This window comes from Brachybacterium sp. P6-10-X1 (assembly GCF_001969445.1).
GTDB lineage: Bacteria > Actinomycetota > Actinomycetes > Actinomycetales > Dermabacteraceae > Brachybacterium.
On sequence record NZ_CP017297.1, the window covers coordinates 592,692 to 608,225 of the forward strand.

Genomic DNA, 15,534 nt, shown 5'->3' on the forward strand with positions numbered 1-15,534 from the left:
CGGCAGGCGGCAGTCGGCACGAAACCGAAGACCACGCGGTGACGGGCGCCGAATCCTCACCGACGCGTGTCAGCGCTCCCTGTTTCTATACAGGCTTATAGAAACTGTTAGGCTCGAGCCATGATCACCGATGATCGGCCCGCACCTCGAAGTAAGCGCGCGCCTGACCCGCGCCCAGCGCGCTCCCGCGCCGCCGTGTTCCGCGCCGTCGAGGCCCTGAGCGCCCGACGCACCGAGGAATCCTCCTTCACGGTGACTGCGATCCTGCGCGAATCCGGGATCAGCCGCGGCACGTTCTACACGCACTTCCCAACTCTCGAGGATCTCGCCGAGCAGATGCTCGAGCAGCGGTTCGCCCTGATCGGCGAGACCGATCGCGCAGATCGCAGAGCCGCCCTCGCCTCGGCCGCCTCGGATCCGCAGGCGGACCTCCGCCGCCCGGCCGAGGCCTCCCAGCTTGCCCTGGCTCGGTTCGTCGACATCCACCGCGCATTCCTCCGGGCGTCACTCGACTGGAGGCTGACTTCTCGGGTACGAGAGGGCGTCATCTCCGCACACGCCACTCAAGTCCGCGAGTCCCTTCGTCTGATGGGGCCCAGGGTCCCGCCGCATCTCGACCACGAGGCGTTCTGCCTCATGATCGCCGGAGGAACGGTCGCCCTTCTCACCGCCTGGCTGCGCGAGAACGACCCGACCACACCCGAGGCAATGGCCCAGCGCCTGCTCTCCACCATGCCCGAATGGTTCGTCGGCCCTACTGCGCCGTCCAATCCAGCCGACCATCCGTCGCAGCGCCCCAGTCGCGCGACGGCGCCGACCACACTGCAATCCCCAGGAGGAACATCATGAACAGGACCTACGTCGTCACCGGAGCTGCCTCAGGCATCGGCGCCGCAACCACAGAGCTGCTCCGGGCCGCAGGGAGCACAGTCATCACCGTCGACCTGCACGACGCCGACATCGAGGCGGACCTCTCCACCACCGACGGCCGCAAGAACCTCGTGGATCAAGTGCGTGAACGCTCCGGTGGCCGCATCGACGCGATCATCGCAGTGGCAGGTCTTGTCGCCGCCTCCCCCGTCACGGTGGGCGTCAATCACTTCGGCGCCATCGCCACCCTCGAGGGCCTGCGCCCCCTACTGGCCGGTTCGGACGCGCCGCGGGCAGCAGTGGTCGCTTCCCTCGCTGCACTCGAGGAGACGGATCCCGGGTTGCTCGAGGCACTGGAGCGGGGAGACGAATCCGCCGCTCTGGCCGAAGCTGAGCGGATCGGCACCGACACCACGCCCACCGGGAGCAGCCCGATCTACACGACCACCAAGCTCGCCATCGCCCGATGGGTGCGACGCGTCGCCCCGACCCCGGAATGGGCCGGAGCCGGGATCGCGCTGAACGCAATCGCACCAGGCGTCATCGAAACTCCGATGACCCGCCCCGCACTCGACTCCGCCGAAGGCAGGGACGCACTCGATGCCGGTGCGCCGAGCCCGCTGAACGGTCCGGCTGCACCACCTGCCGCGCCCGCTGCCCTGCTGGCGTGGCTGACGAGAGCTGAGAACACACACGTCACGGGACAGATCGTCTTCATCGACGGCGGGGCCGAGTCGATCCGAAGGCCAGACCAGGTCTGATACGCGGAGCGTCAAGTCGGCAGGGCGGGGCCCGCAACTGGCTGAGCACAGGTTCCGTGTCGATGGCTGGACGTACCTCCACAACCAGATGTCTGCAACAGAGGCACGTGAGCCGTTGCTTTGGGACTGCCGCACCGATAGGTGACGTGGAGCGTGTCGGTCATCAGCACCCCAACGGCCTGTGAGACCGCCGGTACTTCAGCGATGTCAACTCGCGGGAGGCGGTAGATGAACAAGGGAGGGTGCGACACCTCAAAGGTGCGCCGTCCGGCCAGGGGTACGATCTCCGACGCCACGCATACCCCAGGTCAGAAGCGTCCTTCCTTATGCGCTCCGCCGATTGAGGCCACAGCCAGTGAGAGCTCGAGGCCAGCTACGGCCCGCTAACCGTCGCCTCACGTGCCCCGCACGGAGCGGCTGCAACGCTTCGCACCTCGATATGCTCGAATCGCTGACAAGGCCCGGACTGTCTGTCGCATCGATAGGATGATCGAGCTACCGAGCCGCTCGTCAGACCAGGAGATTCATCCATCGTGTCGGTCCTATCCAACTTCGTGTGGAGTGTCGCTGACACCTTGCGCGGTCCCTACTCAGAAGCTGAATACGGCTCCGTCATCCTCCCGTTCACCGTGCTGCGCCGGCTCGAGTGCGTCATGAATCCGCATCGAGAGGTGATGAGCGAGGTCGTCAGCAGCTACGAGGGTGAGCAGCAGCGTCGGACGCACCTGAAGATCCGCACGCGCAGCGCAGACAATGCGGGGCTGTCGTTCTGGACGACGAGCGACTACACGCTCAAGAAGGCACTGCAGGACCCGGATAACCTCGCCGAGAACCTGATCGACTACGTCGGCGGCTTCTCCTCGAACTTGGATGTCTTCAAGTCGTTCGACTTCGAGAACGTCATCCGCACGCTCGACAACCGCGACCGACTGTCGCAGGTGACGCGGCACTTCGAGGGCATCGACCTCTCGCCCGCGGCGGTGTCCAACGCCGACATGGGTGACCTGTTTGAGAACCTCATCTACCGCTTCGCCGAGTCGGCCAACGAGGGCGCAGGCCAGTTCTACACCCCTCGCGACGTCGTCAGGCTCCTGGTCGACCTCGTATATGCAGACGACGCCGATGCTCTTCGCGGACGCGGCACGGTTCGATCGATCTACGACCCGACCGTCGGCACCGGCGGCATGCTCAGCGTCGCCGACGAGCACCTGCGCAGCTTCAGCCCGGACGCATCGACGGCGCTGTTCGGGCAGGAGATCAACAAGCGCACCTATGCGATCTGCAAGGCCGACCTGCTGATCACCGGTCAGGACCCGTCCAACGTGCGTCAGGGCGACACGCTCGTCGTGGACCGGTTCGAGGACCGCCAGTTCGACTACGTCCTTTCGAACCCGCCGTTCGGCACCGACTGGAAAGCCGTCGAGTCGGACGTAAAGGCAGAGCACGCCCGTGGTGGTCAAGGGCGATTTGCGCCTGGACTTCCTGCCGTGGGCGATGCGGCGATGCTGTTCCTCCTACACGTGGCCTCGAAGATGCGCGATGTCGACGAGACAGGTCGCGGCGGCAAGGCCGGCATCGTCCTGAACGGCTCACCGCTGTTCAACGGCGGGGCGGGCTCGGGTCCATCGGAGATCCGAGGCCACATGCTCGAGAACGACCTCGTCGAGACGATCGTGGCGCTGCCCAACGACATGTTCTACAACACCGGCATCGCCACCTACCTGTGGATCCTGTCGAACGCGAAGCCCGCGGACCGCAAGGACACGGTTCAGCTCATCGATGCGACCAAGCTCGGCACCAAGCTGCGCAAGTCGATCGGGTCGAAGAAAATCGAGGTCCCCGACGCGCACCGCGATGCCATCGTCCGCGCCTTCACCGGCACGCTCAGCGACGACGACGTCGAGGTTCCGACGAAGATGTTCCACAAGCGCGACTTCGCCTACTGGACAGTCACGGTCGAACGTCCACTGCAGCTGCGATTCCAGTGCACCCCCGAGGCGATCAGCGCCGTGGCGGAGCAGAAGACCCTGGCCAAGGTCGACGGCCTCAATGAGGCGCTCGAGGCGTTCGGCGACGAGGTGTATTTGAACCGGGAGAAGTTCGACAAGGAGCTCGACCGCCACCTCGGCGACCACGGAGTGCGGCTCACGTCGGCGCAGCGGAAGAAACTGTGGCAGACGATCGGAGTCCACGACGAGACTGCTGACTTCTGTCGGGTGCAGACTGGCAAGAACAAGGGCGACCTCGAGCCCGACCCCGCGCTGCGTGACACCGAGAACGTGCCCTTCGGCTGGGGAGGCCACCCGAAGACGCACGGCGCGTTCCAGGAGACGGTGCAGGCCTACTTCGATCTGGAAGTGAAGCCGCACGTCGCCGATGCGTGGATCGACTGGGACAAGACGAAGACCGGCTATGAGATCCCCTTTACCCGTCACTTCTACACGTACGAGCCGCCCCGTCCCCTCGAGGAGATCGATGCGGATCTCGAACGCGTCGTCGACGAGATCATGGGGCTGCTGCGGAAGGTGGAAGCGTGACTTCTGCCATTCCGATCAAGCGGCTGGCGAGTGTCACGCTAGGCAAGATGGTCCAGCCAGGCTCGAAGGCTGCGTCCGACATATATGCGCCCTACCTCCGAGCGGCACACGTGCAGCCGCAAGGGAAAGTGATCGAGCTCCCTGACCAGCGGATGTGGTTCAGCAGATTTGAGCTGCGTGCATTGGACCTCAGGCAAGGCGACGTCGTCGTGGTCGAGGGAGGCGCTGGCTATGGGAGGTCGGCTGTGCTCCGCGATGACCTGCCGGGTTGGGGCTTCCAGAACTCGATCGTTCGGCTGCGACCTGCTGTCGGAGTCGCTGATGGACGATACCTCGACTACGCACTTCAGGACGCGCTCACTGACGGTCGCATCGACCTTGTGACGAGCACAGCGACGCTGCCCCACTTCACCGCAGACAAGGTTTCGAAGTTCGAGGTGCCGTCCCCGGCCCTCGACGAGCAGCGCGCCATCGCCGACTATCTGGACCAGGAGACAGCCCAGATCGACGCGCTCGTGGCGAAGCAGGAGGAGCTCATCGGGCTACTGAAGGAACGTCGAGATGCGGCATGGGCATTGGGACTCAGCCGTGCCGTTGAGGAACTGCGGCCGATTCCCCTTCGTAGGGTCATCACTTCGATTGTCGATGGGCCGTTCGGGTCATCCCTTACCTCGGCTCACTATTCCGATTCAGGAACGCGGGTGATCAGACTCGGGAACATCGGAACCAACAGTTTCCGAACCCAGGACGAGGCATATATTCCAGACTCGTACGCCGAGCAGTTGGCTGGACACGATGCGCGACCTGGTGACGTCGTGATTGCCGGGCTTGGTGACGAGACGTGGCCCCTCGGCCGTGCGGCGGTCGTCCCTGACCTTGGCCCAGCAATCGTCAAGGCTGACTGCTTCAGAGTGCGGCCAGCGTCGGGAGTGTCAGGCGAATATCTGGCGTGGGCTCTGTCAGCACCGCAGACTCGGTCTCAGGTCGCACTGTTGGCCCGTGGGTCTACAAGAAAGCGAATCAACACCAGTGTTGCCCGAGCAATCGAGATCCCTGTCCCATCACTCGAACGTCAAGAATCGATTCTAAAGGCTACAGAGGGTGTTCTCTACCGCATCGACACTCTCATCACCAAGGCAGGGGAACACATCGCCCTTGCCAAGGAGCGCCGCGCGGCGCTGATCACGGCGGCGGTGACGGGGCAGTTCGACGTACGTACAGCACGAAAGGCTGAATGAAGACGATGGCGTCACCAGATGGTACCCGGGAGGAAACACTTGAGGTCGAGATCGCCGAGTACCTCGGTGAGCATGGCTGGCTATACAGCCCGAATGACGACGGCTACGACGCGGAGCGGGCGATCTGGTCCGAGGACGTGCTGTGGTGGCTGAACGAAACGCAACCGGATGAGTACGCGAAGGTCGTGCGCGTCGGCACTGGTGCCGAGCAGGCAGACCGTGAGGCGCTGATGTCGATGCTAGTCACTCGGCTGGACACCCCGATGAGTTCGGGCGGCGGGACGCTCAACGTGCTGCGCCGGAAGTTCTCGCACACGCGTGGAGCGACGGCGCATTTCCGGATGTGCCAGTTCAAGCCGGCCACGACGCTGAACAGGACCGTGACCGAGCAGTACGAGAAGGTGCGGCTGCGCGTCGCGAGACAGGTGCATTTCTCGCCGAAGCGAGGCGACAAGCGGTCGATCGACCTCGTCTTCTTCGTCAACGGCCTGCCCGTGGCGACCTGCGAGCTGAAGTCGTTCTTCAAGCAGCAGTGGCGCTCGGCCGTAACGCAGTACCGGAAGGACCGAGACCCGGCCGGTCAGCCGTTGCTTGGCTTCGGCACCCGTGCACTCGTCCACTTCGCAGTCGACGACGACCAGGTGCACATGACGACGAAGTTGGCAGGGGAGAAGACCTACTTCCTGCCGTTCAACCGCGGCCACGACGACACCGGTGCAGCGGGCAACCCCGCCAACCCTTCTGGGCCCGCCACCTCGTACCTGTGGGAGAAGGTGCTGCAGCGCGACAACTTCCTGTCCATCCTGGGCTCACAGATGTTCCTGAAGACCGACGTCGACGAGGACCCGGCGACGGGGAAGATCACGCGCTCGACGGCGCTGATGTTCCCGCGGTATCACCAGTGGCGAGCGGTGAAGAAGCTCGTCGACTCGATCGCCGATGAGGGCCCTGGGCGCAGGTACCTCATCGAGCACTCGGCCGGGTCGGGGAAGACGAACACCATCGCATGGACGGCGCACCGCCTCGCACGCCTTCACGACCGGTCGAACGAAAAGGTGTTCGACAAGGTCATCATCGTCTCCGACCGCCGCGTCCTCGATGCCCAGCTGCAGCAGGCTGTCGAACAAGTCGACGACACAGGCGGAAGCGTCGCGGTCATCGACTCGACGGCAGTGCGCCGCTCCGGGGGCTCGAAGTCCCGGGCACTACTGGATGCACTGACCGGATCGTCGCTGATCATCGTCGTCACGCTGCAGACGTTCCCGTTCGTGAAGGACCTGCTGGAGACCAAACTCGGCACGAAGAACTTCGCAGTGATCATCGACGAGGCTCACACCTCCCAGTCGGGCAAGACAGCGGCAGAGCTGAAGAACGTGCTCACCGAGGGCGGCGAGGTCGCCGATGACGGCGAGTTCGATGGTCAGGACGTAATCAACCAGCTCGTCGAAGCCGACGTCGACCGTGAACGCCAGATCAGGTCAGAGACGGCAGCGCGCGCAGGGGCACGGAACGTGTCGCTGCTGGCATTCACGGCGACGCCGAAGGACAAGACGAAGAAGTTGTTCGGGCGCCCGGGCGATGACGGTCTGCCTGTTTCCTTCGATGCGTACCCGATGCGGCAGGCGATCGAGGAGGGCTTCATCCTCGACGTGCTGCGCGGCTACCAGACGTACCGGACGGCGTTCGAGATCGAACAGCAGGGCGAGGTCGGCATCTCGACGGGCATCGGCCCGGACGATGACGACAGGCTGGTGGATCCGAAGACCGCGACTCGCAAGATCATGCGGTTCGCGAACCTGCACCCGACGAACATCGGCCAGAAGGTCGAGATCATCGTCGAGCACTTCCGCGCTAACGTCGCGCACCTGCTGGACGGCCACGCCAAGGCGATGGTCGTCACCGACTCCCGCCAGGCCGCTCTGCGGTACAAGATCGAGACCGACAGGTACCTCGCGCAGCGCGGGTACGCGTACCAGTCGATCGTCGCATTCAGTGGCAGCCTGAGCGACGAGGACTACGGTATCGAGGACGCGACCGAGTCGTCGATGAACCCCGGTGTCGGGTCCGACCTCGCACGCGAGTTCCGCCGTCCCGAGTACCGGCTCATGATCGTCGCTGACAAGTTCCAGACCGGCTTCGACCAGCCGCTGCTGTGCGCGATGTACGTCGACAAGAAGCTCCCGGACGTCCACGCGGTGCAGACCCTTTCGCGGCTGAACCGCACCTACCGTGCCCCATCGGGAGAGAAGAAGGACCGCACGTTCGTACTCGACTTCGTCAACGATCCCGACGACATCCGCGAAGCGTTCTTGGCGTACTACCTCGAGGCCCACGTGGAGAAGGAGACCGACCCGAACCTCGTCCACCAGCTGGCCACGAAGCTTGCACAAGCTCGGATCTACACCCCGAACGACGTCGAACGATATGCAGAAGCCTGGTGGGCACGGAAGCAGTCTCATGCGGCGCTGGCTGCGGCCGTCACGCCGGCGCGCGACGAGTTTGTCGCCCGCTGGAACGACGCGCAGGCCAACGACGACAGCGAAGCACTCGACGAGCTGCGCACGTTCCGGAAGGACTGCGGCTCGTACGTCAGGCTGTACGACTTCATGTCGCAGGTCGTTGACTACGGCACGAGCGACCTGGAGAAGCTCGCCGAGTTCCTGCGCCAGCTGGTGCGTCTGCTGCCGACCGACGGCGCCGACCCGGACGTCGACGTGTCGGGTCTGGAGCTGCGCCGCGTCCGACAGATCGACCAGGGCAAGGCCGACATAGGCTTGTCGGGCGATCAGGAGACCCCGGGACTGAAGGGGATCACCGGCGTCGGATCGCACGTGTCGCGCCAGGATCCGCAGCAGGCGCTGCTGTCGGAGGTGGTGTCCAGGATCAACGAGCTGTTCGGGGCTGAGTTCGCCGACCCGCAGATCGAAGGCTTCGTCCGCGCTGCAGCCGGCATGGCCGAAGAAGACCCCCGCATCGCCGACCAGATCGACCACAACGCTCTCGACCAGTTCATGGCCTCGCCCGACCTGCGCGAGACCCTCACCGACGCCGCAGTCCTGAACGAGGGCGCGTTCGGCAAGCTCACCGGTGCCCTCACGGGTGAGAGTGACCGCGCTGACGAGTTCATCAGACTGATCGGGCAGTACCTGTACCAATCGCGCAGACTCCGGACGATCGAGGACCAGGATCCCGAGGAGGGTGAGAAGTCGGCCTCGTAAGGCATGAACCGTGCGCCTGGCGCGTCATCGGCCTGTCCGGAACGAGCAAGAGCCGTCTGACGGTCGTGTGCGTAGGCTGGGGATCACGAAGCCAAGGGAGGCCACGATGTGCGGTAGATTCACGTTGCAGTTCGATCTGAGCATTATTAATCTGATGCAACAGCGCCTGGTTCTGGTGGAGAGATCTTCGCGTATCGGGGGTCGGGCAAATTGTCAGCGGCAACCCGTCGCGGTGACCGCTCTGACGTCGCCGTGATCGGACCTGACCTGGACCTCTCCACGGCGTTGAGAGCCGGTTCGTAGGTATTCCTGCTGGTGAGCGTCTCGGATGGTTGCGGGATGACACACTAATGGGATGGTGTTCCTGCGGAAGGTGAGGACTGGATCGGGTGCGACGGCGGTGCAGATCGCTGAGCGGAAGAACCGTCGCGACGTGGTCCTCGAGCACCTCGGTTCTGCTCATACCGAGGCCGAGCTCGTGGCGTTGATGAAGGCTGGCCGGGAGAAGATCCACGCTGGTCAAAAGGTCCCTTTTGCGCGCTGCCAAGCAGCTTGACCCGCAACACTTAGGCGCACGCGGCCCGTTGCTCATCGCTACGGGCCTGGCCCTCGCGCTCCTGGTCGCGGCGCTCGTGGCCATCCCGCGCTTCGCCGAGCTTGCACTCTGGTGGCTCGCCGCTGCCGCCGGCGGCGCCATCGTGCTCTCCTCGGCAGGCTCCTGGTCGCTGCTGCGCAGGGCGATCGTACGGTGAGAGCGCGCCGACTCAGAACTCCAGGACGAGGCGCCCGCGCACTCCCCCCGCTTCCAACCGGCGGTGGGCCTCCGGGCCCTGATCGATCGGCAGAGCGTCCGCCACACGCAGGGTGACGACGCCGTCCTCGGCCTGCTGCCGCAGGGTGTCCAGTGCTTCCGGGTTCTTCGCGTACTTGCTCACCACGATCGACCAGAACGTCACGCCGCGGTCGCGCTCGCCCTTGTCGCCGCGGAGGATCGTCACGACCGTCGCGCCGTCCTTCGCAGCGGGGACGATCTCGTCCAGCTGCACGGATCCGTCGATGATGCCGTCGACCCCGTCGGGGTATCGCTCGCGCACTGCGGCGGCGAACCCCACTCCGCGCGGCAGCACCACGTCGGCGCCCAGTGAGGCGACCAGCTCCTGGTCCTCTGCCTTGGCGTCCGCGGCAACCGTGTGCCCGTCGCTTTCGCCAGCTGCACCGAGTAGCCGCCGAACGCGCCGGCCGCGCCCGTCACCGCGATCGTCGACCCTGTGGGCAGATCCAGCTTGTCGAGCGCCAGCCGCGCGGTGAGTCCGTTCATCGGCAGGGTCGAGGCCTCGATGAGGGAGGCGCCGTCCGGGATGCGGGCGACCGACTCCACCGGCACCGCGACCTTCTCCGCATAGGCGCCGTGGGTGCCGTGCGGCACGACGATCGCCATGACCGCATCACCGATCGCCAGATCCGTGTCCGTGTCCGGCCCGATCGCCTCGATCATGCCCGCGGCGTCCATGCCGACGACGTACGGTGGCTCCGCCCCGGCGGGATCCCGCATCCCGACCCTGCGCATCGTGTCTGTGGGGCTCACCGCCGCGGCGCGCACGCGGATGAGGACCTCACCGGGACCGGGTTCCGGATCGGGAAGCTCCATGACTTCGAGGACATCGGGGCCGCCGGGCTCTGAATATGCGATCGCTCTCATGTGTCGCACAACACGCCATCCGGGACTCTACTCCCGCCGTCCGACATCCGGAACCGAAGCCTCGTTCCCTCCCAGTGATGCGGAGGACTACTCCGCCTCCTCCTGCCGCTGCCGGAACCGCTGGGCCTGACGCCGTCCATGCGTGAGCTCACTGATGTCGTCCCGGCTGTCGAAGTTGGAACCGAGTGCGCCGGCGACAGTGCCCATCGAGGCGCTCAACCACGCGATGTCGACATAGTTCCACGGCGACACTTCGACGCCGATCGTCTTGGACATGAAGCCCGCCTCGATGACGATGAGCCCGCCGAGGAGGATCCCCACGAAGAGCACGGCATAGAGCGAAGCGACCGCGACGAACAGAGTCGCCACCGTCGAGGCGTTGTACATCGCGGCCTCCCGGAGGCTGCCCAGCTGCCGGGACCGCTCCCACAGTCCGTTACTGACGAGCAGCCACAGCACCATGGTCGCGATCACCATCACCGTGATGAGGCCCAATCGCCACGGGGGCAGCGCATCGGCCATCTCCCAGATCGACGAGTAGAAGATGCCGAAGGCGCCGGTCCCCGCGGCAGCCGCCAGGACTCCCGACAGCTTCGTCACCGTTGCGAACGGCTCGTTGGTCCGCACCATCCCCAGGATCAGGCGCACAGTGCCGGGCCACCACCAGGGCGACGCGATGTAGACCGAACGGCCCGTCTCCGAATCCTGTTCGTGCACCACCCCGTACTCGATGCGTGTATCGCCGCTGCCCGGCACCTTGTCCGTGGCGAGCGCATCGAGCGAGTCGAACATCGCGGCGCGAAGGTTCTTACCGACGTTCGACCATCCGAGCGCGGGGAGGGAGATGATCGCAGCTCCCTCCTCGAAGTGCAGGCCGACCATCTTCACCCGACGGCCGGCACGGCGCGGGATCTCGGTCACGATGACCATAAGATCGGCCTCGTCGCGGTGCGCCCACTCCTTCACCGCCTCCATGTCCAGGGTTCCGTCGTCGCGGAGTGGGATCCACCGCCTGTTGTGGTGCAGGACGAACTCCGCTTCGGAGTCATCCTCCTGTCTCGTATCGAGCACCTGTGTCACCGCTCGCGAGGGCAACCCGGGGTCGGCGAACACATCGACATGAAACACGTGATCCATTCGATACACACTAGCGGAATCCCCCTATCGCCTGAAGCGCCCTGGGTTCCGTTCCGAGTCTCAGCAAGGAGAATCGGAGTATGCCCAAGAAGTTCAGTCCGGAGCTGCGTGACCGTGCCGTGCGCATGGTCTACGACCGCCAGGCACTCGAAGGTGGCCCACGATCGGAGTCGATCCGTGCTGTCGCGCCCCAACTCGGCGTTGGCATGGAGACGCTGAGGATCTGGTGCAACCGCTACGGGCCAGCCGAGCCCTCGGCCGGCCCCGCGGAGTCTCTCGAGGAGGAGAACCGCAGACTGCGTCGAGAGCTCGCCGAGTCCCGGCGGGCCAACGAGATCCTCAAGGCCGCCTCCGTGTTTTTCGCCAGGGAACTCGACCACCCCACGACGAAATGATCGCCTTCATCGATAGGCATCGCGATCACTTCGGGGTCGAGGCCATCTGCCGCGTCCTGGGCGCGACGGAACGTGGGTTCCTCACCTCTCGCGGATACCGTGCCGCGAAGCAGCGCCCGGCATCGGCCAGAGCGGTCCGTGACGAGGTGCTCGTCGAAGAGATCCGTCGGATTCATGCCGAGAACTACGGCGTCTACGGGTATCGGAAGATGCATCACGCGATGCGCCGTGCCGGATGGGAAGTCGGCCGCGACCAGACCGCTCGGCTGATGAAAGCTGCTGGTCTGTGCGGGATACGCCGTGGTCGAAAGGTGTTCACGACGAGCCCTGCTGGTGGCCTGGACCGTCGTCCTGATCTGGTCGAGCGGAACTTCACGGCTGCCGGACCGAATCAGCTCTGGGTCGCTGACATCACCTACGTCCGGATCCCGTCCGGGTTCTGCTACACCGCGTTCATCACGGACGTTTTCACGCGAAGGATCGTCGGCTGGGCAGTGGCCACCAGCCTCCGCACTGAGGCACTGCCACTGCAGGCTCTCGAGCAGGCCCTCCAGACCTCCCCGGCAGAAGCGTCTCGGACTGGGCTGATCCATCACAGCGATAGGGGCAGCAACTACGTCTCGCTGGCCTACTCCGATGCGCTGATCACCGCCGGAGTCCAGGCCTCGGTCGGATCCGTCGGAGACAGCTACGACAACGCCCTGGCTGAGACCGTCAATGGCCTCTACAAAGCCGAGCTCATCCACCGACGCCGCACCTGGCCCTCAGCGACCGCCGTCGAGATCGCCACTCTGGACTGGGTCACCTGGTGGAACACGAAGCGCCTGCACGAAGCACTCGACTATCGCACCCCGGCCGAAGTCGAAGCGTCCTACACTCACCCCACGACGACCGCGCCCGCGACCGTCTAACCACGGAACGGAACCCAGGGCGCTTCACGCCTCCACAGTCGCGCCTGCGCGGCGCCGGCCGTCTTCGCTGGCCACCGTCGCCCGCCGCCCCGCCTCACAGGTGCCGGCGCCCGCCTAGGGCGTGTCTCCTATATGTGAGGCGGTTTCGCTTGAGAGCGTGGACGTATGGCTACCGCGACGACTCGACATCAGGTCCTGTCCGACGAGCAGTGGGAGCGGGTCGAGCCGCTGTTGCCGTCGAATAAGGGACGCAAAGGGCATCCGTTCCAGGACAATCGGAAGATCGTCGAGGGCATCATCTACCGGTCCCGCACCGGGATCCCGTGGCGCGATCTGCCTCGTGATCGGTTCGGCCCTTGGCAGACGGTGTGGAAGCGCCACTACCTCTACGCCCGGCTCGGGGTCTGGGACCGAATCCATGCAGTACTGATGGCGCAGGCCGACGCGGCAGGAGACATCGACTGGACGGTCTCGGTGGACTCGACGATCAACCGTGCGCACCAGCACGGGACCAACACCACCCGTCCCGACCAGCCCACAGGGGGCGGGAGCGAACCACAAGAATCTGGCCACTGAGGAACCCGAAGGCCACGCGGTCGGCAGGTCACGCGGCGGGCTGGGCAGCAAGGTCCATGCCGCGGTCGACGGCAGTGGCATGCCGCTGGCGATCGTTCTGACCGGCGGTCAACGCAACGACGGCGCGATGCTCATCGAGGTGCTCGACGACATTCGAGTCCCTCGCCTGGGGCCCGGCAGGCCCCGGTCCCGGCCTGCCGCGGTGGTCGCCGATAAGGCCTACTCCTCGGGCAAGACCCGCCGGATGCTCACAGCTCGGGGCATCAAGACCGTGATCCCGCAGAAGTCCGACGAGATCGCTGCCCGCAAGAGGAAGGGCTCCCGCGGGGGACGACCACCAAGTCTCGACCAGACCACCTACGCCGGTCGCAACGTCGTCGAGCGGCAGTTCGGCCTGGCCAAACAGTGGCGCGGGATCGCCACCCGCTACGACAAACTCGCCCTGACCTACCGCGCTGGAACCCTTCTGAGAGCCGCGATCCAGTGGCTCAACCACCTGCTTTAGAGACGTGCCCTAGCGGGTCGCACGGCAACTGCCAGCGCGACAATCTCCGCCGACAGCTCGGCGACCTACGATTTCGACATCACTTGGGATCTTGAGGAGATCCGCGTGGGTAGTCCGCTCGTCGTCCATACTGGATCGCTGGCCACGGTGCTCGACCCGGGAGCAACCAACGTCGAGCGGATATTGGGTGGCCTCGCAGCAGGCACGCTCATCACCTTCGACCCCAACGTCAGGCCGTCGCTGACGCCATCTCGCGCGATGGTGCGAAGCAAGGTAGAGCGGATCGGGGCCTTGGCCCATGTCGTGAAGATGAGCGAAGAAGACGCGTCATGGCTTTACCCCCACGTGAGCATCCTCGATGTCGCCGAGCGTTATACGAGGCTCGGAGTCGACCTGTTCGTCATGACGCGCGCCGAAAGGGGGTGCACCGTCGCGTCCAGGGGTCGCCTGCGCCATCTCCCGGCTGAGAGGACCGCCGTCGTGGACACCATCGGTGCGGGAGACGCGTTCATGTCGGGATTGGTCTACGAACTTCTCCGCTCTGAGGCCGCGACTCAATTGGCCGCTGGCGAGGTTGAGCACGAACTGCTCGACGACTGCGCCCGGACCGCCCTGCGAAGCGCAGCGGTCACCGTGTCTCGGGCGGGGGCAAATCCCCCCAGCCGCCTCGAGCTCGCACAACCGTCGTGAGTATTGAATGCGCCCGCTCCGCTGCGCTATCAGTCTCCTCGGTGGTGGCTGAGCTGGCTGCCACCACTTTCCGGGGGCGGGCTCTCGGTCGAGGGCCCCGACCGCTGGCAGTGGACCACCCAAAGGCGTCACGAGCAGCCAGTACAGGTGCATCAAAGATGCATTAGATGCAATGGGTGGCTGTTGCACATCCTTTCCCTGTTCAAGACGTACCCGCGGCACGGGATGCAGCCCCCGCTGGGCGGATCGGCCGGAAGATAATTCTTGACCGAACTATGCCGGTCCCCGGTAACGGCTTTGGACTCCTCCACGCCTACCTTGCGACCAGCGAGGACCGTGCAGGTGAGTGGGAGCCGATCTACTCCATCGCGCCCCGTACCAAAGCCCCGGTCGTGCGAGAGTTCATCGACGACGAGGGCGAGGTGCAGCGGCGTCTCGAGCTCGCGCGGTGGGGGCTGCACCCCTCCTGGGCGAAGGACAAGGGGCCCCGGCCGATCAACGCCCGCATGGAGACCGTCGCGACGAACGGGATGTTCCGCGGCCCGTTCTCCAGTGGCCGTGCCGTCGTACCGATGACCAGTTACTACGAGTGGGTCGAGGCCGATGACGGCGGGAAGGATCCCTACGTCATCCACCACCCGGACGGCAAGCTTCTGCACGCCGCAGGGCTCACCGCCGCCCGCAAGGCCGAGGACGGGGAGAGCTGGGACATCACGTTCACGATCGTCACCCGCGAGGCGCGCGACGCTGGCGGCGAGGTCCACGACCGCATGCCCGTGTTCCTGACCAACGATGCGGTGGGGGAGTGGCTCACACCCGGGAAACTCGAGGCGGAGCAGAAGGATCCGCTACTCGCCATGATCGACGACGTGTCGACGACGGTGGCGGGTGAGCTCGAGACGTACGCGGTGGATCGGAAGGTCAACAACGTCCGCACTCTCGACCGCACCGACCCGTCGCTGATCGAGCCCCTGGCCGCGTCCTGATGGGCCCTGTG

Annotated in this window: 14 protein-coding genes; 11 read left to right on the top strand and 3 right to left on the bottom strand. The window is 65.3% G+C overall.

Translation table 11 applies throughout. From position 1 onward, the window contains the following. Positions 1–120 precede the first annotated feature (120 nt). From BH708_RS02625 to BH708_RS19700, 7 genes are all read left to right on the top strand, one after another. Positions 121–849, top strand: a complete 729-nt coding sequence (locus tag BH708_RS02625; RefSeq protein ID WP_083713224.1) for a TetR/AcrR family transcriptional regulator — start codon at positions 121–123, stop codon at positions 847–849. Next, entirely contained in the window at positions 846–1,631 is a 786-nt protein-coding gene (locus BH708_RS02630; RefSeq protein ID WP_076806387.1) for an SDR family oxidoreductase, read from the top strand. Before BH708_RS02625 ends, BH708_RS02630 begins: the two co-directional genes overlap by 4 nt. A gap of 554 nt (positions 1,632–2,185) precedes the next feature. Beyond that, complete coding sequence (locus BH708_RS02635) at positions 2,186–4,168, top strand: N-6 DNA methylase (RefSeq protein ID WP_371330004.1); 1,983 nt, start codon at positions 2,186–2,188, stop codon at positions 4,166–4,168. Continuing rightward, the gene (locus tag BH708_RS02640; RefSeq protein ID WP_076806392.1) at positions 4,165–5,406 is read left to right on the top strand and encodes a restriction endonuclease subunit S; all 1,242 of its coding nucleotides are present in this window, start codon (positions 4,165–4,167) and stop codon (positions 5,404–5,406) included. Before BH708_RS02635 ends, BH708_RS02640 begins: the two co-directional genes overlap by 4 nt. Beyond that, positions 5,403–8,624: a type I restriction endonuclease subunit R gene (locus BH708_RS02645; protein WP_253705448.1), complete on the top strand. Its 3,222-nt coding sequence runs from the start codon at positions 5,403–5,405 to the stop codon at positions 8,622–8,624. Before BH708_RS02640 ends, BH708_RS02645 begins: the two co-directional genes overlap by 4 nt. A gap of 355 nt (positions 8,625–8,979) precedes the next feature. Continuing rightward, a complete protein-coding gene (locus BH708_RS02650; RefSeq protein ID WP_076806394.1) occupies positions 8,980–9,180 on the top strand; it encodes a hypothetical protein in 201 nt (66 codons plus the stop codon). A gap of 28 nt (positions 9,181–9,208) precedes the next feature. Then, the gene (locus tag BH708_RS19700; RefSeq protein WP_157235679.1) at positions 9,209–9,376 is read left to right on the top strand and encodes a hypothetical protein; all 168 of its coding nucleotides are present in this window, start codon (positions 9,209–9,211) and stop codon (positions 9,374–9,376) included. 12 nt (positions 9,377–9,388) lie between these two features. Here BH708_RS19700 and BH708_RS20230 read toward each other — a convergent pair whose 3' ends face one another. The 3 genes from BH708_RS20230 to BH708_RS02660 all read right to left on the bottom strand — a co-directional run bounded on the left by BH708_RS20230 (position 9,389) and on the right by BH708_RS02660 (position 11,451). Further along, complete coding sequence (locus BH708_RS20230; protein WP_371329956.1) at positions 9,389–9,736, bottom strand: zinc-binding dehydrogenase; 348 nt, start codon at positions 9,734–9,736, stop codon at positions 9,389–9,391. Then, a complete protein-coding gene (locus tag BH708_RS02655) occupies positions 9,619–10,323 on the bottom strand; it encodes an NADP-dependent oxidoreductase (protein ID WP_253705450.1) in 705 nt (234 codons plus the stop codon). Before BH708_RS02655 ends, BH708_RS20230 begins: the two co-directional genes overlap by 118 nt. 87 nt (positions 10,324–10,410) lie before the next feature. Next, positions 10,411–11,451, bottom strand: coding sequence for an ABC transporter permease (locus BH708_RS02660; RefSeq protein WP_216639495.1), 1,041 nt, complete (start codon positions 11,449–11,451; stop codon positions 10,411–10,413). A gap of 89 nt (positions 11,452–11,540) precedes the next feature. Between BH708_RS02660 and BH708_RS02670 the strand changes: the two genes are divergently transcribed. The 4 genes from BH708_RS02670 to BH708_RS02690 all read left to right on the top strand — a co-directional run bounded on the left by BH708_RS02670 (position 11,541) and on the right by BH708_RS02690 (position 15,523). After that, positions 11,541–12,766, top strand: a protein-coding gene (locus tag BH708_RS02670; RefSeq protein WP_245353966.1) for an IS3 family transposase whose coding sequence is annotated in 2 segments (ribosomal slippage) — positions 11,541–11,826 and positions 11,826–12,766 — 1,227 coding nt in all. Because the reading frame shifts where the segments join, the coding sequence is not laid out codon by codon here. Between the two features lie 165 nt (positions 12,767–12,931). Further along, positions 12,932–13,847, top strand: a protein-coding gene (locus BH708_RS19705; RefSeq protein WP_157235681.1) for an IS5 family transposase whose coding sequence is annotated in 2 segments (ribosomal slippage) — positions 12,932–13,306 and positions 13,308–13,847 — 915 coding nt in all. Because the reading frame shifts where the segments join, the coding sequence is not laid out codon by codon here. Between the two features lie 105 nt (positions 13,848–13,952). Further along, the gene (locus BH708_RS02685) at positions 13,953–14,537 is read left to right on the top strand and encodes a PfkB family carbohydrate kinase (RefSeq protein WP_076806402.1); all 585 of its coding nucleotides are present in this window, start codon (positions 13,953–13,955) and stop codon (positions 14,535–14,537) included. A 275-nt stretch (positions 14,538–14,812) separates the two neighbouring features. After that, positions 14,813–15,523, top strand: coding sequence for an SOS response-associated peptidase (locus BH708_RS02690; RefSeq protein ID WP_076806403.1), 711 nt, complete (start codon positions 14,813–14,815; stop codon positions 15,521–15,523). Positions 15,524–15,534 lie beyond the last annotated feature (11 nt).